This is a genomic window from Micromonospora sp. NPDC047793 (genome assembly GCF_040642635.1).
Lineage (GTDB): Bacteria > Actinomycetota > Actinomycetes > Mycobacteriales > Micromonosporaceae > Micromonospora.
This window is the reverse complement of the sequence record NZ_JBEYSG010000003.1, coordinates 61,418-84,110: the sequence shown is the minus strand read 5'-3', so window position 1 is coordinate 84,110 and position 22,693 is coordinate 61,418. Positions and strand designations below refer to the sequence as shown.

Genomic DNA, 22,693 nt, shown 5'->3' with positions numbered 1-22,693 from the left:
GGGGTCGGTCAGAAGCGCAGACGCAGGTCGAGGTCGTTGACGTGCTCCGGGAAGGGCACCGGCCCGCCGAGCGGCTGGGCGCCGACGCTCGACACGGCCGCCTCCTCGATCGCCACCACCAGGCTCGCCGCGTGCTTCGCGTCGTCCCCGGCGACGAGCAGGCCGTGGTTGCCGAGCAGGACGCCGTAGGTGTCGGGGTGGGCCCGGTAGGTGTCGGCGATGGCCCGTACCGCCTCGGCGGTGCCACGCGGTGCCCAGGGTGCGACCGGGACGTCGACGGCCTGGCCGTGCACCAGCAACGCCTCGTACCGGGCGGGCAGGCTGGTCGAGGCGAGGGCGTAGCTGGTGGCGTAGGGCGAGTGGGTGTGGATGACGGCGGCCACGTCCGGGCGGGTGCGGTAGACGCCGACGTGCATGGTGAGGATGGCGGCCACCGACGGGCTGGGCGTGCCGAACAGCACCTCGCCGTCGAGGTTCACCACGACGACCTCGTCGTTGACGGTGCGTAGTGCGGGTACGCCGACGCGCAGGTCGTCGGCGGGCCACGGGCGCAGCAGCTCACCGGCGTTGATCGCGAGCAGGTCGTGGTGGCCCGGCAGCCGGACGCTGATGTTGCCGTGTCCGCTGGCGGACATCGCCGAGGCGGCGAAGATCCGGTTGATGCCGGTGGTGAGGTCGGTCCGGGCGGCGGCCAGTTCGTCGGCACCGAAGGGTGCGTCCCGCAGTGCCGAGGGGGTGGGGATGTGCTGAGTCATGACGTCACTGCCTTGTCGTTGTCGGGGTGCCGGTCGACGCACCGTGCGGCGGGCAGGCGAAGGCAGCGTCCGAGGTCGGACGCGTGCGTGTACCGGTGCGTGGGGTGGGGGAATGCCGTGGCGCGGGCTCTCGGCGATCTGCGGCCGGGTCAGCGGCAGGGACAGAGCGCGCTGCCGGTGCGACCGTAGTCGACCGCGCGGCGGGCGGTCAGCGGCGTTGGCATAACCCTAGTATGCCCCTAGGATTTACAGGAGATCAAGCCGGTGGACGCTGTGACCTGCACCCCAGCCCCCACCCCCGCCCCGCCTCCGCCACGACAGGACCCCCACATGCCCAAAATCAACGTGTACCTGCCCGACGCGCTCGCCGAGCGGGTACGCCAGGCCCGGTTGCCGGTCTCGCGGATCTGCCAGGCCGCGCTGGCCCAGGCGCTCGACGGCGCCGACCGGGCCGCGCACGACGCGGTCGCCGACCTCGCGCTGCCCGAGCCGGTCGACCTGGCACCGCCGCCCAACCACCACGTCGCGGCGATCCTGCGCCAGGCGTACGACGTCGCGGCGGCTCGCGGGGCGGCGCTCGTCGAACCGGTCGACCTGCTCCAGGCGTTCCTCGACGAGGGCGAGAGCCTGGTGCTGAACGCCGTCGAGCTGCTCGGCTTCCCGGCCGCCTCGATCCAGGCCGCGATCGACGGAGCCGTCGGCCGTCGGCCGGGAGGGGCCCACACCCCGCGACGGAACGGCGGGGTCACGCCACCCGCCTTGAGCGCCGATGCCCGCACGACGGTGACCACGGCCGCCACCCAGGCCGCCGCACACGGGTCCGCCACCATCGCCGGCAGCCACCTGCTGCTCGGGCTGATGACCGATGACGGCACCGCCGGCACGGTACTGCGGGACGTGGGGGTCACCAAGGTGGTCACCCCCGCCGTCCTGTCCGCGCTCTACTACGGTGCGACCTTCGGCCGGGTGACCACGGACCGGGACGCGGACACCGCCTCGCTCCGGATCATGATGCTCGACGTGCTCGACCGGCTCGACCGGCTGCACCACCAGATCACCGGGCCCGCGCAGCGTCGCTGAGGCTCCGGCCGCTCCCCGCGCCGCCTCACCCGTCCGCGTCCGCTCACCGGCCGGAGTCACGTCGCTGCTCCCGAGTGGTCCCCTTCGACGCCTTTGCTCTGCTTCAACGGACGCACAGGTTTGCCGCTCTGATCGTTGCGCCGGTTGAAGCAGAGCAAAGGGGACGCAGGGCAGTAGTCGGCCGGGGCGGATCCGGTCCGGGGTCCCAAAGTCTGTCGAGCACGGCGCGGGCTGCCGGCGGGGCATCGGCCCGCTGGTGCGGTTCGCGAGGCGTTCGCCGGTCCCGGCGTCCGGGTGCCGTACGGTGTATCGATGACCGACTTGGTGGCGACCATCCGAAGGGTCTGCCTGGACCTGCCCGAGGTCACCGAACGCCCCAGCCACGGCACGCCGGCCTGGTTCATCCGGGGCAAGAAGTCCTTCGCCCAGGTGTGGCCGGACGGCCATCACCAGAACGACTTCCCGCACCTGTGGTGCGCCGCGCCACCGGGCTCGGCAGAGGAGCTGATCGCGTCCGCCCCGCAGACCTACTTCCGTCCGCCCTATGTGGGGCATCGGGGCTGGGTGGGCGTACGCCTCGACACCGGTGTGGACGAGACCGAACTCGCCGAGGTCGTCGAGGACGGGTACCGGGTGGTGGCGCCCAAGACCCTGCTCGCCCGGCTCGACGCCCGCTGAGAGGCACCGGTTCGACGCCCGCTGAGAGGCACTACCGTGGGCCCGGTCGGCGGCCGGGCCCACGGCGTGCGGCTCACTGGAACGACACGTCGTCCAGGTACAGGCCGTCGGTGCCCGCTGCCGTCTCGACATAGAGGCGGGCACCGGTCAGGCTGCCGCTCCACGACACGGTGGCGGTGCCGGTGAGCTGGGTCCAGCCGTTCGCGTTCACCGTCGCCGCCGGGGTCAGCTGCACGTAGTTCGTGGTGCCGTCGGCGGTCACCGCCAGCGTCGGGCGCACCGACGGGGTGCCGCTCTGCGACCGCACCCAGAGCGTCGTGGTGTACGTGCGGCCGTTGGTCAGCTTCGACGTCACGTCCTGGCTGGGGCCGTTCCACGACGCGGTCCGCCCCGAGTGCAGCAGCGAGCGCGTGCCGCCCCGGACCACGCTGGTGTTCGACGCCAGCGTGCCGGCGCCGAAGACCGTCCAGCCGGTCGTGCCGCTCTCCATGTCGCCGTTGGTGACCAGGTTGCCGCCGGTGCCGGTGCCGCCGGTGAAGCGCCAGTTGTTCATGTTGAACAGGTAGCCGCTGCCGCCGGTGAAGCGCAGGTACAGGTCGCGGGTGCCGGTGGCGCCGCTGACGTTGCAGGTGGTGTTCGCCCAGTTCTGCCAACCCCCGGTGCCCGGCACGGCACAGGTCCCGACCAGCGGGCCGGTGCTGCTGTCCAGCCGCAGCTCGATGGTCCCGCCGCTGGTGCCCGAGGCCACCCTGGCGGTGAAGGACGAGGCACCGGTGCCGAACGCGACGCCCTTGACCCGGATCCAGTCGCCGTTCTCGATGAACCCGACGTTCATCCCGCCCTCGCTGGACACCTCGGTCTCGATGCCGTTGGCCCAGTCGATGGTCTCGGCCTCCTGCGTCACGTACGGGTTGAGCGTGCCCACCTGGGGCGGCCCGGCGGTGGTCATGTTCATCGTCGGGATCGACCCGTCGGCGTTGTAGGTGAAGCGTTCCACCGCCACCGACCTGGTGTAACCGCCGCCGCCCGGCAGCGCGCCGTTGTGGTAGAAGAAGTACGAGTTCCCGGCGAAGTCGATGATGCCGGGGTGGTTGGTGAAGCTGCTGCCCTGCCTCGGCATGACGGTGCCCCGATAGGTCCACGGGCCGGTCGGGCCGGGGGCGGTGGAGTAGCCGATGAACTCCGAGCAGCACTCGGCGGCGAAGACGTTGTAGTAGACGCCGTTGCGCTTGTAGACCCACGGCCCCTCCTCGTAGAGGGTGGGTCGGCTCGCGTTGCCGGTGCGGGTGCCGAAGCCGGCCGTGGTCAGCGGGATCTGGGTCGGGCTGCCGGAGAACGAGATCATGTCCGAGTTCAGCCGGACGTACCACAGGTTCGGGTTGCCCCAGTAGAGATACGCCTGACCGTTGTCGTCGATGAAGGCGTGCGGGTCGATCTCGTTGTTGCCGACCAGCGGCCGACCCAACGCGTCGCGGAACGGCCCGGTCGGCGAGCTGGAGACGCCGACACCGATCACCATCTGCCCGTTGGAGCGTTGCCGCACCGGCACGTACCAGTAGAACTGGCCGTTGCGGGGGACCACGTGCCCGGCCCACGCGTTGGCGTCGGCCCAGGCGAACGTCCCCAGGTTCATCGGGGACCCGTGGTCGGTCCAGTTCACCATGTCGGCCGAGGAGAAGACCCGCCACTCCCGCATGGTGAAGTAGGTCGAGCCGTCCTCGTCGCGTCCGGTGTAGAGGTAGACCCGGCCGTTGTGCACCAGTGGCGCCGGGTCGGCCGTGTAGACGTGCTGCACGAGCGGATTGTCCGCCTTCGCCGGAGCGGCGAAGAAGATCACCATCATCAAGGGAACCGTCAGCCAGGCGATCCCACGTCTGGCTCTGGCGCTGCGCGGCAGCGCGGACACGAAGCTCACAACGGACTCCTGTAAGGGTGGTGGCGCGCTCGCCGGACCAGCCGTACGGGGACGGGAACGGCGGGACGAGCGGTGCCGGTCGACCGTGACCGAGGCGGTGTTAGCGACAACATCAATTCCTCGGCTGCCCGCCGGAGAGCCGCAGAGGGCGTGCTCACCATCACCACCGATGGGAACGCTAACATGTGAGCGATCACACGGACAAGGACAGGCATCTATCTCTTGGCGCGTCGGGCGGGAGCCCGGCACCGCCCCGCACCACGGCCGCCGAGGGGGTGCCGACCTGCACCCGTTACGGTGGCAGGCGTGTCGAGGGCGGGGTGGGTGACGGTGTGGTCGAGCTGACCTGGCACGGTCACAGCACCGTGTGGATCGAGGACTCCGGCACCCGACTGCTCACCGACCCGCTGCTCCGCGACCGGCTCGCCCACCTGCGGCGGCGACGGGGACCCACTCCCCGGTTGTCGGCCGCACCGGACGCCGTACTCGTCTCGCACCTGCACGCCGACCACCTGGACCTCGCGTCGCTGCGCCGGCTGCCCCCGGACACCCGGCTCGTCCTCCCGGCCGGGGCCGCGCCGCTGGTGCGGCGGGGCCTGGGCGCGACCGCCGACCGGTACACCGAGTTGGCCCCCGGCGAGGCGACCACGATCGGCGAGGTCACCGTCACCGCCGTGCCCGCCGCCCACCCCGCCGGACGCGGCCCCTGGTCGCGGCACCAGGCACCGGCCATCGGCTACCTCGTCGAGGGGCGGGCGCGGACCTGGTTCGCCGGGGACACCGGCTTCTTCGCCGAGATGGACTCGCTCGGCCCCCTCGACCTGGCGCTGATCCCGGTCGGCGGGTGGGGACCCACACTCGGCCCGGGCCACCTCGACCCGGAGGGCGCGGCCGAGACCGCCCGGCGGGTGGCGGCGGCGTGGGCAGTACCGATCCACTACGGCACCTTCTGGCCGATCGGGTGCGACCGGGTCCGGCCGGACCGGTTCTTCCAGCCGGGCGACGACTTCGCCCGGCACGCGCGACGGATCTCCCCCGACACCCGGGTACGCGTCCTCCAGCCGGGTGAGTCCCTCACCGTGCCCGGCGCATGACGGCGGCCCTCGGCACGCTGGCGTGGCTCACGCTGGTGGTGATGTTCGGCGCGGTCGTCCCGGTGGTGCCCACCGGGGCGGCGGTCAGCGGTGCCGCCGCCCTCGCCGCCCACCAGGACCCGGTGACCGTGCTCCTGGTCGTGTTCGCCGGGGCGCTCGGCGCGTACCTCGGTGATCTGGTGGTCTTCGCGGTGCTCGGCTGGGGCGGCGAACGCATCGCCCGGCGACTGCGCTGGCTGCGCGGGCCGCAACGGCTGGACCGGCTGTCGGCACGGGTACGCGAGGGCGGCGTCCCGATGCTCCTGGTCTCCCGGCTCGTGCCCGGCGGCCGGTTGCCGGTGCTGCTGGCCGCGGCGATGGCCGGGATGACCTGGCGGCGGTTCGCGGTGGCGAACCTGCCCGCCGTCCTGCTCTGGTCGGCCCTCTACGCGATGATCGGCGTGCTCGGCCGGGCCATCTTCCCCGAGCCGTGGCAGAGCGTGCTCGCCGCGATCGTGCTGGTCCTGCTGGTCACTCAGGGGTGGAGCCTGCTGGGGCGACGCCGGCCCGAGCCGGCTCATCCACCGGCGACGCCATAGCCGGTAACCGCACTCCGGTCTCCCCCGGACGCGGTCGGGGGGTCGGCTGACCCGGCCGGCCCGCCGGAGCGAGCCCGTCCCCCGCGTCGGACCCCGCCGCCGTACCGGCGGGCCCCTCCGCCATGCCGGACCGGGTCGGTGCGTCGCCCACCCCGTGCGCCGGGTCGTCGGGCTCGTCGGGGCTGCGCAGGCCGAGCCGGGACAGCCAGTCGAGCAACTGGCGGTGCACCGCGTCCGGGCCGACCAGCTCACCCTCCTGCGGCCAGCCGGCGGGATGCACCAGCAGCGCGTCGTTCTGCCAACCGCCCAGGCCGCCGTGGCTGCCGACCAGTTCCTCGAAGGCGGTCACCTCTTCCAGGCCGGGGTCCACGGAGCTGATCAGCACCAGGTCACCGACGTGGTCGATGCCCTGGTGCCGCAGCAGGTCGTGCCGGGCCCTCGGCCCGTACGGCAGCAGCGGGTCGTCGCCCTCGACGTGCCCGTCGGTCAGCCGGTGGGTCCCGGACCGGCCGACCGCCAGCGCTCCGGCGGCCGAGTCGACGACGACCACGCCGACGCCGGGATGCGCGGCCAGACCCGCCACCAGCCCCGGCGTCACCTCGTCGAGGCGCTCGCGGGTGAGCCGCCCCGGATGCCGGGTCAGATAGACCATCGCCAGATTCCCGGAGGCCACCACCACGGTCTCCGGTTCGGTACGCCCCGACGCGGCAGCCTGCTCGTGCGTCGGGTGGGTCGTCGGGTGCGGGCCACGGGCCGCCTCCGGCCGGGCACGTACCGCCATCCGGGTCGCGGTGGCGGTCACACCGCTGCGGCCGGACACCTCGCTGAGCAGGGTGTCGACCCGGGCCTGCTCCTCGGCGTTGCGGGTGGTCTCGTGCTCGCCACCGGCGAGCGCCGCGTCCCGGCCAGGCCCACGTGGGCGTCGGCGCGGTGCCGGCGCGGGCTCGTCGACGCCCGGGGCGACCAGTCGGGACACCACCTGGGTCAGGGTCTCGCCGTACCGCTGGCGGAACGTCGCGCCCTGGCTCTGGCCGTGGTCGCTGAGCACCACGATGTGATAGCGCCGCGTCGCCTCGGCGGCCAGCCGTTGCAGGATGCCGAGGGTGTGGTCGAGCGACTCCAGCGCCGCCATCGCCTCCGGCCGGGCCGGGCCGGCGTGGTGGGCCACCTCGTCGTAGTCGACGAAGTCGCAGAAGACGACGGGGGCGCCCCGGGCCATCTGCTCGGCGATGAGCGACACGTTGAGATCGCTGAGCAGGCTGGCCAGCGGACGCAACGCCAGGTAGGAGCCGCCCCGGTCGGCCCGGGGCTGTACGCCGCGCACCCGTCGCCGCCGGGCGGCGTGCAGTTCCCGCAGCACCTGCCCGGCACCGAGCACCACCGTCCGGGCGAAGCCGTACGGGCTGGTCATGAACGCCGCATAGCCGGGCGTGGAGCGGCCGGGCAACCCGGCGTGGCTGACCGTCAACAGGGTGGTGGGGGCGTCGCCGGAGAAGGCGGTGCTGATGCTCACCCCACCGTCGCGCAGCAGCCCCCGGCCGGTGGAGATCCGCCGCTCGACCTCGGCCGCGTCGCGGGGACGACTGGTCACCACGAGCCGTCCGGGCGGCACGGTCCCGTCGGGGCCGGCTGGTGCCTTCTCGTACCAGCGGTAGGCCGGCACCCGACCGAACTCGCCGTGCAGCAGGCCGGCCTGGGCGGCGGGCGTGGTGGCCGGCAGCCCGGTGTGCCAGCGGGTCATCCGGTGGCTGCGTGATCGCAGCCACCGGCCCATGGTGGGCAGGTTGCCGGCCCGGACCGCCCACTGCAGCACCGGGGCGGCCACCCCGTCGAGCTGGATGACGAGCAGGCCCTCGGTCGGGACCTCGCCGGGCGTGTCCCGCCGGGCCGGGACGCTGCGGCGCCAGCGCCACCAGCGGCGACCATCACGGTCGGTGGAACGCCGGACCCGGCTCATCAGCCGCAGCATCTCGCTGACGAAGGTGTCGTCGGTGCCGGCGTCGGCGAGCCAGTTGACCACGGCGGCCAGCGCCACGGCGAGCCAGGCGGCGGCGAACGCGACGGCGAACCCGGCGACGTGCGCCTCGGGGGCCAGTTGCAGTGCCACGTACATGACGACGGCCTGGACGCCCACGCCGATGGTCAACGCACCGAGTCCGCCGAGCGCGGTGGCCAGGGCCAGCAGCACCGGCCGCAGCACCGCCCCGACGCCGGTGACCAGGGCCACCAGCCAGAGCAGGCCGACCAGGCCGCTGATGGTGACGCCGGGCAGCAGCCAGAACGTCGTGCTGAGCACCAGGAACGAGGTGACCATGCTGCGCACCAGGGCGCGTACCCGGGCGAAGGTCGGCCGGTAGTCGCGCAGCACCCGCAGGGCGACCCGGACGGGTTCGGGCAGAGCGCGGCGCTCGGCATCCACCTGCGGTTCCATGCCGCCACCATGTCACACGGCACCAACAAGATCGAAAAGCCGGACCCGGGTTCCCGGCCGGTGGTGGACCCGCGCCGCGCGGACGGTCAGGGGTCGAGACTGGTGGCGTTCTCCGGCGGCCCGGACAGCGCGGTCGTGATCCATCGGCGCTGGGTCGCGTCCCACGACAGGAGCAACCAGCCGGGCCGGTACGGCGGCAGCGGGAGGTTCTCCAACCGCAGTGCCATCTCTGACGTGACCTGTTCCGGCAGCCGCAGCACCACCCGCGCGGCGGCAGCGGTGAGCGTGACGGTGCCCTCGGTGCGGATCTCGTCCTGCACGTCGCGGCGAGCCCGGCGGGACAGTCTGTCCCGGATCAGCTGGTAGACGTCCTCCCCCGCCTTCGTGGCCAGCGCCTGGACGAACGGCAGCAGGGTGGACCCGGCCAGCGCGCCGATGAGGAGTTCGGTGGCACCCCGGTCGGTGTCGTCACGTCGATCGGTCACATCGACCATCGTGTCACGGACCGACGTGCAGGAAGGGCGCCCAGAGCGCGGGCCGGTCCGGTTGCGCGGCGCGCAGCGTACGCACCGCCTGGTGCAGGGCCGACGCGGCGTCGTCGGCCCCGCTCAACCGGGCGTAGAAGTCGGCCGCGACGCCGGGCGCGACGGCGTCGTCGATCGCCCACGCGGTGCCGACCACGTGCCGGAACCCGGCGATGTGGCAGGCACCGGCCACGTGCAGCGCCTCGTCGTCCAGGTCCTCGTGGGAGACCCCGGTGTCGCACGCCGACAGGTAGGCGATCTCGGCACGCGTCAGCCGCAGCCGCGCGATGTCGGCGACGGTCAGCGGGGCGGCGGCGTGGTCGTGCAGGACGAGATGCCCGTCTGCGCTCCCGTCGGCGGCACTGACCGCGTGACCGGCGAAGTGCAGCCACGGGTGCCGGGGCAGCGCGTCGAGCACGGCCTGCCGGACCGCGCGCGCACCGAGGAGCACCGCGCTGCCCGGATACCGGGTGGTCAGCATCCGCACCTCGGCCGGCACGTTCGGCAGGTCGCCCAGTCCCGGCGTCTGCGGCAGGGCCACCACCAGCGGCGCGGCCGTCCGGGCCGCCGGGCGGGATCGCCAGGCGGTGACCAGGCTGCGCACCGTCGGCGCGTACGAGGAGACCACCCGGTCCAGCACGCCCGGTCCGTCCGCCGGCCCGGCGGCGTGCAGCGGGAGGCTGGTCAGCGGCCCGGTCGGCACCCACCACAGCCGCGAGCCGGGCGGCGGGGCGAGCACGTCGAGCACCGGCGCGGCGACGGTGACCCAGAGCCAGTCCAGCGTCTCGGCGACCGTGGACCGGGCCTCCTCGCGCAGTGGGGCGGGCATGCTCGGCCGGTGGGTGCGGGTGACGGCCGCGCGCAGCCGCCGGGCCCGGTCGACCACCTGGTCGAGACTCAGCCGCAGCGGTACCACCCGCACCCCGCCCCCGGCGAGCACCAGGGCGTCGCACCGCAGCCCACTGATGTTGAGCACCACCACGGGACCTCGCCGGGCGATCTCGGCGAGCAGGTCGTCGACGGGGGGCGGGCGCAGAAACCCGGCGAGATCGTCGACGCCCCGGATCTCCTCCAGCAGCGCGTCCCAGTCCCGGGCCAGCGCGTGCCGGTCCTCGCCGGGCACCGTCAGGTCGTCCGGCAGGGAACTGAAACCGATCCCTTCCGGCCGGTCGAACGCGTTCCGCACCGCCTCGAAGCGGTCCGCCAGGTCGGCACGCCGTCGACGCAGCTCGGTCAGCTCGGTCCGGGCGTCCAGGGCGTGCCCGAGCAGCACGCCCCGGCCGTGTTCAAGCAGCCGCAGCGCGTCGAGCGGGTCACCGGCCGAGATGGCGCAGGCGGCGGCGTCCCGGGCCAGACCGACGAAGGCACCCAGGTGCCGTTCCCGGTCGGCGTGCGTGACACGCCTCGGCGCGGTCCGGGGCAACAGCTCGACCGCCAGGTGGTACGCCTGCCGGGCCCCGGCGAGGTCCCGTCCCCGGCTGCTGGCGAGGAGGGCGTTGGCCCACCGTCGGGCGGCCTCGACACGTACGCGGACCGGTGCGGTCGGGTCCCGCGCCACCCGCCGGAGGATGGTGATGGCCTCCTGGTACGCCTTCGGCTCGCCGCTCACCGCCCACACCGCCAACGCGGCGGCCTCGCCGAGCAGGGCATCGGCCCGCAGGTAGTGCCCCTCGGGCACGGCCGCCGCCGCGTCCCGGGCGGCACGGGCGAGCCGGCGGGCCTCCCGGAGACGGGGTACCTCGGCGGCGAGTCGGGTCACCTCCGCCCGTCGGATGCCGGCGAGCACGAGCATCCGCTCCGCCCGGTTGGGGTGCCCCTCGGGCGTGGCCCGCACCGCGTGCTCGGCGAGCCGTCCCGCCTCGGCCAGGTCGGCCGGGTGCCGCCCGGCGGCGTACCGGTCGACCAGGACGAGCGCGAGGTTCGACTCGAACCGCGCCCGCAGCGGGTGTCGGTCGCCGGCCGCCGCCACCGCCTCACGTCCCCGCTCGACCGCCTCGTCCAGCAGGACCCGCTCCCGGCCGTTCGTCGAGCGGTACCGCAGCCGCAGTATCTCGGCGAGGTTGGAGAGCATCCCGGCGAGGTCGTCACCGGGCCCGGCCGCCGTGACCGCCTCGCGGGACACCTCGACCGCCTCGGCGAGGGCGGACGAGTCGTCGTACCGCAGCGACAGGGTGAGCAGCCCGTCGGCGAGGTTGGTCAGCCGGCCCGCGCGGCGCGGATGGGTGGGACCGGTCGCCGCCAGCGCCGCGCGGACCTGGGTCACCGACTCGACCAGGTCCGCCTCGACGCCGGTACGCCGCCAGCGCAACCGCAGCACACCACCGAGGTTGGCGTGGAAGGACGGCGTGGCGGGGGTGCGCTCGTTCGGATACATCGCCAGCGCGTCCCGGAACAACCCGACCGCCGCGTCCAGGTCGGCCAGGTCACCGAAGCGCTCGTAGCGGGACCAGCGGGCCGTCCCGAGACCGTTGGCGGCGGTGCTGCGGATGTCGACGTTCCGGGCGACCCTCAGCACCTCGGTGAAGACGGCGAGGGCGAACTCCAGGTCCCGCAGTGACCCGGTCCGCTCGTAACTGTCGTGGTGGGCCTCGGCCTGACCGCAGGCGCCGACGAGGAGGTGGTACTGCGGTGTCCCCCAGGCGTCGGGGATGCCGGTCACCGGTCGGGCGGAGTGTCGGGCTCCGACGACAACCGTCGCGCGAACGCCTCACCCAGCGGGTCGCCGATCCGGCGGAACCACTCGGCGGCCTCCTGGTTGCGTCCCTGACCCATCAGATAGAGGGCGAGGTTGGCCATCCCGTCGGTGCTGCCGGCCTCGGCGGCCCTGCGGAACCACTGCGCTGCCTCGTCCGCCCGGCCGCCGAGCTTGAGGGTGATCCCGAGACGGTTCATGTCCTCCGGTGACCCGCCCTGGGCGGCCTGCCGAGCCGCCGTCTCGGTGGGCAGTGGGGTGACGCTGATCCCCGGCCCCAGCCCAGGGCCCGGCCCGGCCGACGGTCGCGCCTCACCTGACGGTCGTTGCGTACCCGTCGGTCGTCGCGCACCCGACGGTGGTGCCTTCCGCTTGCGCCACCGACCGAACATCGCGCACCCCCGGGACATCGACTGTCGTCCAGTCTGTCACCGGGCCTTCACGCCGTGCAGTCCCCGAGGAGGAAACCCGACACTGCCCGCCGCCCCTCGCCGGGCGGACGGCGGCGGTCAACGGACGGCGGCCTCGTCGAGGTCGACGGCGAGCGACTCCGGCGCACGCATCCGCCAGGCGTCGGTCACCAGCTCGGCGAGTCGGTCGACCCCCACCGCCGCCAGGCGCAGCATGACCAGGGGCAGCCCGTCGTAGCCGGGGGTGGTGAAGAAGAGGTCGGGCTCGCCGAGCAGCAGGGCCTGCTTCTCGGCCTCGTCCCCGACGAAGAGCACGGCCACGTCGGTGCGGATCACGCGCGGCTTGCCGGGCCGGCGCTCGGGGTAGGACCAGACGAACCCCTTGTCGGCCACCCGGAAGTCGAAGCCATCGCTGTCGTTCTCGACCACGTGGGGCAGCGCGAGCGCCAACCGACGGACGTCGTCCGCGTCAGCCATCAGGACCCCTTCCGTCCGCACGGTCGCGACACGACGACAGGCTAGCCGCCGGGTCGGACATCACGGCGACTCGGCCGGGACGCCGTGGTCGGCGGGCGGTCATTCGCGGGCCCGTTCCTCGGTCGCCCTTACTGTCGGCCGGTGCGGCACCACGCTTCCCGTGCCGGTCGCGCCTGCCGGTACGACGACGGCGGGGGCAGGACCTCTCGGTCCCGCCCCCGCCGGTCAGGCGCCTGTGCTCAGGAGGTGAACTTGTCCAGGGCCAGCTCGATGGCGCCGTTGTCCGGCTGGGCGTACGACTTCAGGGTCTCCCGGTTGTAGGAGATGAAGCTCGGGCAGCGCCCGGCCGGGGCGTTGATCCGACCGCCGTCGCCGACCTTCTCGCCGGTCTGGGCGTTGTGGAAGGTCAGGGTGTAGCGCGAGGAGATGTAGTCGACCGTGATCTGCTTGTCGTCGCGGTCCTTGTACTGGCACTTGCGCGGCTCGCCCTCGCTGCCCTGCACGAAGGTGAGGCAGCCGACGACCGAGACGGTCGCCCAGTCGGAGGTCCGGGCGTAGTACGGCTTGTTGAAGCCGACCGACTTGCTCAGCCAGGAACCGGGGCGGTCCGGGTTGTTGGCGAAGGTGTAGACCTTGGCGCCCTTGGGGGAACTGTACGGCGCGGCGTTCAGCACCGGGTTGCCGTCGCACACCGCGTTGAAGTCGCTGGAGTTGCGGGCCGTGACGGCGTTGTTGTTGCCGTTGCCGCCGTCGTTGTCCGGCTCGGCCGGCGTCGGCGAGGGCTCCGAGCCTTCGCCGCCGCCGTTGTCGCCGTCGGGCGAGGGGCTGGTGCTGGCGGCGATCTGCGTGGGCTCGTCGTCGTCACCGAGCATGAAGTAGCCGATGGTGCTGCCGCAGGCGACCAGCACGGCCATCACGGCGGCACCGATGCCGAGGCCGAGCCAGACGTTCCGGTTACCGGACTTCTGCTGGCCCTGGACGGCGTAGGGCGGAGGAGGGGGCGTGGGTGCGCCGTACGGCGATGACGGGTACCCCGGGGCGCCAGGCCCGCTCGTGGGATATCCCGGCGCGCCGGGCCCGCTCGTGGGGTACCCGGGGGCACCGGGCCCGCTCGTGGGGTAGCCCGGGGCGCCGCTCGTGGGGTAGCCGGGGGCGCCCGGCCCGCTCGTGGGAGCACCCGGCGGCATCGGGTAGCCCGCCGGACTGCCGGGCGGCATCGGCGGCGGACCGGGCGGGTTACCCCACGGGGCGGCGTTCGGGTCCGGCTGCCCTCCGTACGGAGAGTGGCTGTCGCTCATCTGAAACCCTTGTCAAGTCGAGAGGCTCACTACCGATGATCAGAATCAGGGTAGTGAGCAGCGCAAATCGTGGTGGCACACCTGTGCCACCGTCCCGTGCCGTGGACACGTCACCCACCGGAAACAATCACTCTGAGTATCCACTGTGCTGCCGTCCGCGAATCTCGCGCTTCCCGCCGCACGGAAACGGGCAATCATAGGGACCCAGCGTGATCTTTGCCATACGGCAAGCGAGGCAACGATCCGGCAACGATCCGGGACATCGACGAACCCTTCCAGGCTCCTGATCGCGCGTTCAGGAATGGCGTTTCCTGGTCCGGGGTGGACGCACACGGCGGTGTGGGCCGCGCCGGTGGCGGGTACCAGAGCGACACACCGGCGACGAGGAGGACGACATGACCGAGCCCCGCTACACGCCGATCGCGTTCGCCGCGGCCGGCGATCTCGCACGCACCGACGGCGACCCCGATGCCGGCGAGGTGGTGGGCGCGGACGACGCGGCGGCCGACGCCGCCCGGGCCGGCGCCGACATCGACCTGACCGGGGCGCAGCGCGACACCGACCCGACGCCGGTCGGCGCCGCCGACGCCGAGGCCGACCGGCGACGTGCCGCCGGTGAACTCTGACGTTCGGCGCCACGACACCGTCCACGGTGACGCCCCGGGAGAGTCTCCCGGGGCGTCACCGCGTCACCTCGCTTCGACGGCGCTAAATATTGCGCGGGTGTTTCCGACCATCGTAGGCTGCCGTGGGAGCGCTCCCGCGCCTTCGTCCTTTCTCGCCGGAGGGCCGTACCCCACCATGACCAGATTGCGACGGTTCCCATGAAGCATCCTCCGCGCCGCGCCCGGCGCCTCCTGGTCGCGGCCGGTGCCGTCGGCGCGCTGACCCTCGGCACGCTGGCCGTCCTGCCCACGACCGCCGCGATGGCCGCACCCGGCTGTTCGGTGACCTACACGACGAACAGCTGGTCCGGCGGGTTCACCGCCAGCGTGACCATCACCAACGTCGGCGACCCGATCAACGGGTGGACGCTCGGTTTCCGTTTCCCGGACGGCGGCCAGCGCCTGGCGCAGGGTTGGTCGGCGACCTGGAGTCAGAGCGGCAGCGAGGTCACCGCACGGAGCCTGAGCTGGAACGGGTCGCTGGCCACCCGCGCCAGCACCACCATCGGCTTCAACGGCACCTTCACCGGCGCCAATCCGGCACCGAGCTCGTACACCCTCAACGGCACGGTCTGCACCGGCTCGACCACACCGACCACTCCCCCGCCGACCACGCCGCCACCGACCACCCCACCGCCCGGCGGGCAGACCCCGGTGGCCGTCAACGGGCAGCTGCGGGTCTGCGGGGTCAACCTCTGCAACCAGTACGGCCGGCCGATCCAGTTGCGCGGCATGAGCAGCCACGGCCTCCAGTGGTTCGGCAACTGCTACAACGACGCCTCGCTGGACGCGCTCGCCACCGACTGGCGGGCCGACCTGTTCCGGATCGCCATGTACGTGCAGGAGGACGGGTACGAGACCGACCCGGCGGGCTTCACCAACCGGGTCAACGCCCTGGTCGAGGAGGCCACCGAGCGGGGCATGTACGCGATGATCGACTTCCACACGCTCACGCCCGGCGACCCGATGCACAACCTGGAGCGGGCCAAGACCTTCTTCGCGGCGGTGTCCGCACGGCACGCGTCGAAGAACAACGTGATCTACGAGATCACCAACGAGCCCAACGGGGTGAGCTGGTCGACCATCAAGAACTACGCCGACCAGGTCATCCCGGTCATCCGTGCCAACGACCCGGATGCGGTGGTCATCGTCGGCACCCGGGGCTGGTCCTCGCTGGGCGTCTCCGAGGGCTCCAACCACACCGAGATCGTCAACAACCCGGTGAACGCGAGCAACGTCATGTACGCGTTCCACTTCTACGCCGCGTCGCACCGGGACAACTACCGGGCCGAGGTCGAGCGGGCCGCCGCGCGGCTGCCGTTGTTCGTCACCGAGTTCGGCCTGGTGGACTACACCGGTGACGGCGCCGCCGACCTGGCCAGCAGCACCCAGTGGCTGGACCTGCTCGACCGGCTGAAGATCGGGTACGCCAACTGGACGTTCTCCGACAAGGCCGAGGGCAGTGCGGCGTTGCGGCCGGGCACCTGCAACGGCAGCAACTACACGGGTACGTCCATGCTGACCACCTCGGGCGCGTTCATGCGCGAGCGCATCCGGACCCCGGACAACTTCCCGACGAGCTGACCGACGGCGGCCCCGGCGCAGACCCGCCGGGGCCGCCGCTCACCGGGCGTTCCAGTAGCCCACCCCGGTCAACTGCTGGCGGCCCACGCCGAGACCGCGTCGGATGTGCTTGACGATGCTGCGGGCGGTGGCCGCCTCGCAGGCAACCCAGTAGTAGCCGCCGTCGCTGGCCTTCATCCCGTCGCGGACGGTGTCGACCAGGTGCCGCCCGTCGTCGCGGCGCGGCACCCACACCACCTCGTGGTGTGCACGGGCGCGGGCGGCCAGTTCCTTCTCGTCCTCGTGGGCGTACTCGATCCAGACCGTCGCCGGGATGTCCCGCGCGCTGTCCAGCAGGCTGTTCACCGCCGGCAGCGAGGCCGCGTCCCCGACCAGATAGAGGTGCCGGGGCGCCGGGTCGGGCAGGGCGAACCCGGTGCCGTGCACGGTGGCCTCGATGGTGTCGCCGGGGCGGGCCGCGCCGGCCCAGCGGGCGGCGACGCCGTCGTGCAGCGCGAACTCCAGGTGGAAGCGGCCGGTTTCCGGGTCCGGGTCGACGAGCGTGTACGCCCGCTGGTGCGCCCGTCCGTCGTTGTCGAACCAGAGCCGGATCCACATCGTCGGGTGGACCTCACACTCCTGGAGCAACCCGCCACCGTCGACCAGCAGACGTTGGTACCGCTCGTTCACCGGCGCGGAGTCCAGGACGGTCAGTCGGAAGTTCCGTCCTCCCATCGCCTTGAGGACCAGCGACTCCCAGTTCCGCTTCACCCGTGCCTCCTGCTACCGTCCCGAAAAGTTAGGTTAGGTTAACCTAACTCGCCGATCGTGGCGAGGACCCGGCGCTCCGACCGCGTGAGGGTCCACCCGCTCTGCCCATCCGAAGCGAGGCAGCATGTACCAGGAGAAGATCGCCGACCTCGGCACCCTCAGCCTGACCACCGTCGACCCGATGGTCGACGCCGAACTCCTGCACGGCTGGGTCACCCAGCCCCGCGCGGTGTTCTGGGGCATGGGTTCGCACACCCTCGACGAGGTGCGCGAGATCTACGAGTTCGTCGACGCTCTGACCACCCATCACGCGTACCTGATCCGGATCGACGACGTGCCGATCGGCCTGTTCCAGACGTACCAGCCGGCGGCCGACCCGGTCGGCGAGCGCTATCCCGTACGCCCCGGCGACATCGGCATGCACCTGCTGCTCGCCCCGCCGCCCGGCCTGCCCCGCGCGCTGGCCGGTCCGGTCGGCGCCGCCCTGGCCCGGTTCCTGTTCCTGGACCCGACCCGGGACCGCATCGTCGTCGAGCCCGACGTCCGCAACGACGCGGCCCGCCGCCGACTGCTCGCCGAGGGGTTCACCCTGGCCGAGGAGATCGACATGCCGGACAAGCGCGCCCGGCTCGCCTTCCTCACCCGGGCCCGGTTCGAGGCGGACCGACCGGTGCTGACCAGCCACTAGACCTAGACCCGGCACACGACACCGCCCGGCCACCAGTGGGGAGCCTGGCGACCGGGCGGCCGTCGCGGGTGGAGACCCGCTTCGTGGTGACGTCGACGGGGCGACGAGTCAGCGAGTCACTCCTCGCCGCCGTCGTCGCCCTCGTCGTCACCGAAGGAATCGAAGACCTCGTCGGCGACCATGCCGCCGGCAAATCCGAGCGCCGCACCGCCGACCACACCGGCGGCGACCGCGCCCATGCCCGGCCCGCGCCGCTCGTGGTGCTCCTCCTGGTGGTGCCCGTACATGGGCTGCTGCGGCGGGTAGCCGACCGGCTGGCCGTAGCCGGGTTGGCCGTAGGCGGGCTGGCCGTAACCCGGCTGCCCGTAGCCGGGTTGCCCGTAGCCCGGCTGGCCGTAGCCCTGCGGGCCGGGCTGGGCGAAGGCCGCGCCGGGGTGCAGGGTGCGGTACTGGTCGAGCGCCTGACGGAACCAGCCGTCGACCTCGGCGGCCCAGTCCCGCTGGTCGGCGTCGGCGTGCGCCACGCGGTAGCGGCCGTAGGAGTCGTGCCCACCGGTGAACAGGCCACCGCGCCGGTCGAACTCCAGCACGATGTCGACGCCCTGCTCGTCGGCGAGGAAGGTCAGCTCGACCTCGTTGATCTCGTGGGCGTACTGCGGCGCGGCGAAGTACTCGATCTCCTGATAGAAGGGCAGCGTCTGGCGCGCCCCGGCGATCTGCCCGTGCTCCAGGTCGGAGCCCTTGAACTGGAAGCCCAGCCGCCCGAACGCCTCGAGGATCCGCTCCTGCACCGGCAGCGGGTGCACGTACACCGGGTCGAGGTCGCCCTTGTCGACCGCGCCACGGATGGCGACCTCGGTGCGCAGGCCCATGGTCATGCCGGGCAGCCGCTGGCCGTAGACGTCGGTCACCGGGGTCTGCAACGGCATCGGGATCTGGAACGGCAGAGCCAGGTGCTGCCCCTCCGCGAGGCGCAGCCCGCCCGCGACCGGCACCCGGTGGAACTCGACGGTCGCGTCGTGGTCGCCGTCCGCGCCGTCGACCTCGACGCGGGTGACCAGGCTCAACACGACCTGGTCGATGTCCACGTCCTGGTTGCCGCCGGTCAGGTTCACCTGGCCGGTCAACACCGAGCCGGGGCGGGTGCCCGGATCGGACAGGACCGTGTCGACGCTGGGCGCGCCGATCCCGAAGGCACCCAGCATCTTCTTGAACACCACGAGCTTCTCCCTCGACCACAGGCGCGACCGTGGCACGGACGTGAAACTTCTACGCCTCAGCCGTTGTGTCGCAACGGAATCGGCGCCGTCCATCATGGATCCCGTCGAGACGGGAAGCTAGCACCGGTGCCTGAAAAGTAGCTGAGAGATATCGCACTGTCACCATCAGTGAGAATCCCTCACGCGGTGCAGCCGCCGGTCGCCCTGGTCAGCCGCGTACCGGGCCGAGCAACGAATCGTCCGGACCGGCCGAACCGGCCGCGTACTCCTGCAACGGCACGCTCCCCGCCTTCCAGGCCGCCAGCACCGGCTCGACGATGCGCCAGCACTCCTCGGCCACGTCGCCCCGCACCGACAGCGTCGGGTCGCCCTCGAACGCGCCGCGCAGCACCTCGCCGTACGCGGGCAGCTCGCCGGGGCCGAAGTCCGCCATCAGGTGCACCTGGTCCAGGTCGAACGGGTTGCCGGGGCCGTTGATGTTCAGGTTCAGCCCGAGACAGTCCGGCCCGAACCCGATCCGCAGGCGGTCCGGCTCCTCGTACCCGGTCAGGCCGTCGGGCACCCGGGCCGGCTGCTTGAAGGTGATGACGGCCTCCTTGCGTACCGCCGACGTGGCCTTGCCGGAGCGCAGCCGGAACGGGACGCCCGCCCAGCGCCAGGTGTCCACCTCCAGCACCACCTCGGCGAGGGTCTCGGTGTTCCGGCCCGGGTCCACGCCCTCCTCCGCCGCGTAGGCGGGCAGGTGGCGGCCGTCGATGTCGCCCGCCGTGTACCGGGCCCGGCGGCTCGCCGCCACCGGGTCGTCCTGCCACAGGCGGACGGCCCGCAACACCTGCGCCTTGCGCCCGCGCAGCTCCTTCGCGCTCAGCGTGGGCGGCGGCTCCATGCCGAGCAGGGCGAGCACCTGGAGCAGGTGGCTCTGCACCATGTCGACCAACGCGCCCGCACGGTCGTAGTAGCCGGCCCGACCCTCCAGGCCCAGGGTCTCGTCGAAGACGATGTCCACGCAGGCCACGTGGGTGTTGTTCAACACCGGCTCGAAGATCCGGTTGGCGAAGCGCAGGCCGAGCAGGTTCAGCACGGTGGACTTGCCGAGGAAGTGGTCGATGCGGTGCACCTGGTCCTCGGGCACCAACGTGGCCAGCAGCTCGTTGAGCGAACGCGCCGAGATCCGGTCGACGCCGAAGGGCTTCTCCAGCATCAGCCGGGTACCCGGCGGTACGCCGATGCGGGCCAACGCGGCGGCCGACCGGGCGGTCACGAACGGCGGCAGCGCGAAGAAGATCACCACCGGGCCGGCACAGCCGCTGAGCAGCCCCCGCAGGTCCTCCTCGCGGGTCACGTCGGCGGTCACGTACCGGGTCTCGCGGAGTACGTCGGCCTCGACCGGCCCCTGCGCGTCGACACTGGCGAACGAGTCCGCCACCCGGCGACGCCAGCGCTCGTCGTCCCAGTCGTCCATGCCGCTGCCGATCAGCCGCAGATTCGGCACCGCGCCGCTGGCCAGCAACCGGCCCAGCCCGGGCAGCAGCAACCGGCCGGTCAGGTCCCCGCTGGCGCCCAGCACCAGCAGCGTCTGCCGGAGGGCTGCGGAGGTCGCGGAGGCGGCTGCGGGATTCTTCGGTGCCGGCGTCGTCATGCCTCCACCTTGCCCTGTCCGTTCCCGCGTCGGGCAGCGACCCCGCCGACGTCCGCCGCCCGTGCGCACAGCGCATCGACACCCGCGCGGATCGTGACCGGTGACCCCGCGTCCGGCCCGGTGCGGCGATCTTCGTGTGGCAGGCTGGTCCCATCCCGCCGGCCGGACGACGCCGGCGGCGCGCCTACCCTGCGAGGAGACGATCGATCCGATGGCTGCGGACGTCACCACCACCGACGAGTGGCAGGCCCTGCGCAAGCACGCCGACGAGATCCGCGCGACGCACCTGCGGGACCTGTTCGCCGGTGATCCCGACCGGGGCGAGCGGTTGACCGTCGAGGTGGCCGATCTCTACGTCGACTACAGCAAGAACCTGGTCACCGAGGAGACCCTGGCCCTGCTGACCGCGCTGGCCGAGCGGGTCGGGCTCACCGACCGGATCGCCGCGATGTTCGCCGGAGCGCACATCAACGGCACCGAGGACCGGGCCGTCCTGCACACCGCCTTGCGGCTGCCCCGCGACGCCACGCTGACCGTGGACGGTCAGGACGTGGTGGCCGACGTGCACGCCGTCCGGCAGCGGATGGCCGACTTCGCCGACCAGGTGCGGTCCGGCCAGTGGCGCGGACACACCGGCGAGCGGATCCGCACCGTGGTCAACATCGGCATCGGCGGCTCCGACCTCGGACCGGTGATGGCGTACGAGGCGCTCAAGGCGTACCGCGACGCCGGCATCTCCTGCCGGTTCGTGTCGAACATCGACCCCACCGACATCCACGACACCACCGCCGACCTGGACCCGGCCAGCACGCTGTTCGTGATCGTGTCGAAGACCTTCTCCACCCAGGAGACCCTGGCCAACGCCCACCAGGCCCGACGCTGGCTGCTGGCCGGACTCGACGCGGGCGACGAGGCCGTGGCCCGGCACTTCGTCGCGGTCAGCACCAACGCCCAGCGGGTGACGGACTTCGGCATCGACCCGGCGAACATGTTCGGCTTCTGGGACTGGGTCGGCGGACGCTACTCGCTGCCGTCGGCGGTCGGCCTGTCGGTGATGCTCTCCATCGGCCCGGCGCGCTTCGACGAGATGCTGGCCGGCTACCACGCCATGGACGAGCACTTCCGCACCGCACCGCCGGCCCGCAACGCCCCGGTGCTGCTCGGCCTGCTGAACATCTGGTACGCCAACTTCCTCGGCGCGCAGACCCACGCGGTGCTGCCCTACTCGCAGTACCTGCACCGGTTCCCGGCCTACCTGCAACAGCTCACCATGGAGAGCAACGGCAAGTCGGTCCGCACCGACGGGCAGCCCGTGGCGTACGACACCGGCGAGATCTTCTGGGGCGAACCGGGCACCAACGGCCAGCACGCCTTCTATCAACTGCTGCACCAGGGCACCCGGCTGGTGCCGGCCGACTTCATCGGGTTCAGCGAACCCAATCACGAGATCGGCGACATGCACGACCTGTTCATGTCGAACTTCTTCGCCCAGACCGCCGCGCTGGCCTTCGGCCGCACCGCCGAGCAGGTCGCGGCGGAGGGTACTCCGGCCGACCTCGTACCGCACAAGGTGATGGTGGGCAACCACCCCACCACCTCGATCACGGCCGACCGCCTCACCCCCGCGACCCTCGGCCAACTGGTCGCCCTCTACGAGCACATCGTCCTCACCGAGGGCGCGATCTGGGACATCAACCCCTTCGACCAGTGGGGCGTGGAACTCGGCAAGGTGATGGCGAACCAGCTCGCTCCCCTGCTCAACGGCGACGGACCCGACCTGACGACGCTGGACAGCTCCACCGCCGCCCTCATCCGCCGCTACCGCACCCAGCGCAACCGCCCCTGACCGGACGCGTGACACACCACGGCGGGCGAGCCCGTCGTGGTGTGCAACGCGTACAGCGGGCGAGCGCCCGTCGTGTGGCGCGCGCACCGCACGGCGGGCGAGCACGCACGCTGCGGCGGCGCGCGCCCCAGCACAGCGGGCACGTGTCACGGCACGGCAGGAAGGCGGCAGGCACGCCAGGCACGGCGGGCACCTGGGTCACGGCGGGCAACCGGCTCGGCACACCGGATGCTCACCTGCCGTCCGCTTGCGCCGGCCCGAACAAGATCCGCGCAACTTCACCGAGGTTGCGGCCTCCAGGCGCCCCCGAGGCAGCAACTTCACCGAAGTTGCGCCGATCTCGATGAACTCATACGGGCCACGGGGGTA

At 72.5% G+C, this 22,693-nt stretch carries 19 protein-coding genes; 8 read left to right on the top strand and 11 right to left on the bottom strand.

Going from position 1 to position 22,693, the window contains the following annotated elements:
- Positions 1 to 8 precede the first annotated feature (8 nt).
- Positions 9 to 755 carry a class II aldolase/adducin family protein gene (locus ABZ738_RS08090; protein ID WP_131052133.1) on the bottom strand — a complete coding sequence of 249 codons (747 nt, stop codon included), beginning with the start codon at positions 753 to 755 and terminating at the stop codon, positions 9 to 11.
- Positions 756 to 1,085: 330 nt separating this feature from the next.
- On the opposite strand from ABZ738_RS08090, the gene ABZ738_RS08085 reads away from it, so the two are divergent.
- On the top strand, positions 1,086 to 1,835 hold the full coding sequence (locus tag ABZ738_RS08085; RefSeq protein WP_357211871.1) for a Clp protease N-terminal domain-containing protein: 750 nt from the start codon (positions 1,086 to 1,088) through the stop codon (positions 1,833 to 1,835).
- 312 nt (positions 1,836 to 2,147) lie between these two features.
- Entirely contained in the window at positions 2,148 to 2,513 is a 366-nt protein-coding gene (locus ABZ738_RS08080; protein WP_131052131.1) for an MmcQ/YjbR family DNA-binding protein, read from the top strand.
- A gap of 73 nt (positions 2,514 to 2,586) precedes the next feature.
- Here the strand turns inward: ABZ738_RS08080 and ABZ738_RS08075 are convergent, their stop codons facing one another.
- Complete coding sequence (locus ABZ738_RS08075; protein WP_131052130.1) at positions 2,587 to 4,356, bottom strand: family 43 glycosylhydrolase; 1,770 nt, start codon at positions 4,354 to 4,356, stop codon at positions 2,587 to 2,589.
- Between the two features lie 392 nt (positions 4,357 to 4,748).
- Between ABZ738_RS08075 and ABZ738_RS08070 the strand changes: the two genes are divergently transcribed.
- Together ABZ738_RS08070 and ABZ738_RS08065 are read left to right on the top strand one after the other, a co-directional pair.
- Positions 4,749 to 5,522 (top strand): MBL fold metallo-hydrolase, encoded by a 774-nt coding sequence (locus tag ABZ738_RS08070; protein ID WP_236145629.1) that lies wholly within the window; start codon positions 4,749 to 4,751, stop codon positions 5,520 to 5,522.
- Complete coding sequence (locus ABZ738_RS08065) at positions 5,519 to 6,100, top strand: VTT domain-containing protein (protein ID WP_131052129.1); 582 nt, start codon at positions 5,519 to 5,521, stop codon at positions 6,098 to 6,100. Before ABZ738_RS08070 ends, ABZ738_RS08065 begins: the two co-directional genes overlap by 4 nt.
- On the opposite strand, the gene ABZ738_RS08060 is transcribed toward ABZ738_RS08065, so the two are convergent.
- From ABZ738_RS08060 to ABZ738_RS08035, 6 genes are all read right to left on the bottom strand, one after another.
- The gene (locus tag ABZ738_RS08060) at positions 6,033 to 8,531 is read right to left on the bottom strand and encodes a phage holin family protein (protein ID WP_357211868.1); all 2,499 of its coding nucleotides are present in this window, start codon (positions 8,529 to 8,531) and stop codon (positions 6,033 to 6,035) included. The two genes, ABZ738_RS08065 and ABZ738_RS08060, sit on opposite strands and share 68 nt — an antisense overlap.
- Before the next feature lie 86 nt (positions 8,532 to 8,617).
- Positions 8,618 to 9,016: a hypothetical protein gene (locus ABZ738_RS08055; protein WP_131052128.1), complete on the bottom strand. Its 399-nt coding sequence runs from the start codon at positions 9,014 to 9,016 to the stop codon at positions 8,618 to 8,620.
- A 13-nt stretch (positions 9,017 to 9,029) separates the two neighbouring features.
- Positions 9,030 to 11,714, bottom strand: coding sequence for a CHAT domain-containing protein (locus tag ABZ738_RS08050; RefSeq protein ID WP_357211866.1), 2,685 nt, complete (start codon positions 11,712 to 11,714; stop codon positions 9,030 to 9,032).
- A complete protein-coding gene (locus tag ABZ738_RS08045; protein WP_131052127.1) occupies positions 11,711 to 11,947 on the bottom strand; it encodes a tetratricopeptide repeat protein in 237 nt (78 codons plus the stop codon). Before ABZ738_RS08045 ends, ABZ738_RS08050 begins: the two co-directional genes overlap by 4 nt.
- Before the next feature lie 309 nt (positions 11,948 to 12,256).
- On the bottom strand, positions 12,257 to 12,634 hold the full coding sequence (locus tag ABZ738_RS08040; protein ID WP_131052126.1) for an MmcQ/YjbR family DNA-binding protein: 378 nt from the start codon (positions 12,632 to 12,634) through the stop codon (positions 12,257 to 12,259).
- A gap of 239 nt (positions 12,635 to 12,873) precedes the next feature.
- Positions 12,874 to 13,551 (bottom strand): hypothetical protein, encoded by a 678-nt coding sequence (locus tag ABZ738_RS08035; RefSeq protein WP_236145627.1) that lies wholly within the window; start codon positions 13,549 to 13,551, stop codon positions 12,874 to 12,876.
- Between the two features lie 776 nt (positions 13,552 to 14,327).
- Between ABZ738_RS08035 and ABZ738_RS08030 the strand changes: the two genes are divergently transcribed.
- Positions 14,328 to 14,558: a hypothetical protein gene (locus tag ABZ738_RS08030; protein ID WP_357211863.1), complete on the top strand. Its 231-nt coding sequence runs from the start codon at positions 14,328 to 14,330 to the stop codon at positions 14,556 to 14,558.
- A gap of 198 nt (positions 14,559 to 14,756) precedes the next feature.
- Complete coding sequence (locus tag ABZ738_RS08025; RefSeq protein ID WP_131057406.1) at positions 14,757 to 16,181, top strand: cellulase family glycosylhydrolase; 1,425 nt, start codon at positions 14,757 to 14,759, stop codon at positions 16,179 to 16,181.
- A 39-nt stretch (positions 16,182 to 16,220) separates the two neighbouring features.
- Here ABZ738_RS08025 and ABZ738_RS08020 read toward each other — a convergent pair whose 3' ends face one another.
- The gene (locus ABZ738_RS08020; RefSeq protein WP_131057408.1) at positions 16,221 to 16,931 is read right to left on the bottom strand and encodes a siderophore-interacting protein; all 711 of its coding nucleotides are present in this window, start codon (positions 16,929 to 16,931) and stop codon (positions 16,221 to 16,223) included.
- A gap of 124 nt (positions 16,932 to 17,055) precedes the next feature.
- Between ABZ738_RS08020 and ABZ738_RS08015 the strand changes: the two genes are divergently transcribed.
- Entirely contained in the window at positions 17,056 to 17,619 is a 564-nt protein-coding gene (locus ABZ738_RS08015) for a GNAT family N-acetyltransferase (RefSeq protein WP_357211860.1), read from the top strand.
- Positions 17,620 to 17,735: 116 nt separating this feature from the next.
- Here the strand turns inward: ABZ738_RS08015 and ABZ738_RS08010 are convergent, their stop codons facing one another.
- On the bottom strand, positions 17,736 to 18,839 hold the full coding sequence (locus ABZ738_RS08010; protein ID WP_131054935.1) for a sporulation protein: 1,104 nt from the start codon (positions 18,837 to 18,839) through the stop codon (positions 17,736 to 17,738).
- Positions 18,840 to 19,047: 208 nt separating this feature from the next.
- Positions 19,048 to 20,478 (bottom strand): glucose-6-phosphate dehydrogenase, encoded by a 1,431-nt coding sequence (locus ABZ738_RS08005; protein WP_357211858.1) that lies wholly within the window; start codon positions 20,476 to 20,478, stop codon positions 19,048 to 19,050.
- A gap of 211 nt (positions 20,479 to 20,689) precedes the next feature.
- On the opposite strand from ABZ738_RS08005, the gene pgi reads away from it, so the two are divergent.
- Positions 20,690 to 22,324: a glucose-6-phosphate isomerase gene (pgi, locus tag ABZ738_RS08000; protein ID WP_357211856.1), complete on the top strand. Its 1,635-nt coding sequence runs from the start codon at positions 20,690 to 20,692 to the stop codon at positions 22,322 to 22,324.
- Positions 22,325 to 22,693 lie beyond the last annotated feature (369 nt).

Excerpts from the sequence above, each read along its gene's own strand:
- ABZ738_RS08060 (WP_357211868.1), bottom strand. The coding sequence starts at position 8,531 with ATGGAACCGCAGGTGGATGCCGAGCGCCGCGCTCTGCCCGAACCCGTC.
- ABZ738_RS08065 (WP_131052129.1), top strand. The coding sequence starts at position 5,519 with ATGACGGCGGCCCTCGGCACGCTGGCGTGGCTCACGCTGGTGGTGATG.
- ABZ738_RS08015 (WP_357211860.1), top strand. The coding sequence starts at position 17,056 with ATGTACCAGGAGAAGATCGCCGACCTCGGCACCCTCAGCCTGACCACC.
- ABZ738_RS08080 (WP_131052131.1), top strand. The coding sequence starts at position 2,148 with ATGACCGACTTGGTGGCGACCATCCGAAGGGTCTGCCTGGACCTGCCC.
- ABZ738_RS08040 (WP_131052126.1), bottom strand. The coding sequence starts at position 12,634 with ATGGCTGACGCGGACGACGTCCGTCGGTTGGCGCTCGCGCTGCCCCAC.
- ABZ738_RS08085 (WP_357211871.1), top strand. The coding sequence starts at position 1,086 with ATGCCCAAAATCAACGTGTACCTGCCCGACGCGCTCGCCGAGCGGGTA.
- pgi (WP_357211856.1), top strand. The coding sequence starts at position 20,690 with ATGGCTGCGGACGTCACCACCACCGACGAGTGGCAGGCCCTGCGCAAG.
- ABZ738_RS08045 (WP_131052127.1), bottom strand. The coding sequence starts at position 11,947 with ATGAACCGTCTCGGGATCACCCTCAAGCTCGGCGGCCGGGCGGACGAG.
- ABZ738_RS08030 (WP_357211863.1), top strand. The coding sequence starts at position 14,328 with ATGACCGAGCCCCGCTACACGCCGATCGCGTTCGCCGCGGCCGGCGAT.
- ABZ738_RS08090 (WP_131052133.1), bottom strand. The coding sequence starts at position 755 with ATGACTCAGCACATCCCCACCCCCTCGGCACTGCGGGACGCACCCTTC.
- ABZ738_RS08025 (WP_131057406.1), top strand. The coding sequence starts at position 14,757 with ATGAAGCATCCTCCGCGCCGCGCCCGGCGCCTCCTGGTCGCGGCCGGT.
- ABZ738_RS08005 (WP_357211858.1), bottom strand. The coding sequence starts at position 20,478 with ATGACGACGCCGGCACCGAAGAATCCCGCAGCCGCCTCCGCGACCTCC.
- ABZ738_RS08075 (WP_131052130.1), bottom strand. The coding sequence starts at position 4,356 with ATGATGGTGATCTTCTTCGCCGCTCCGGCGAAGGCGGACAATCCGCTC.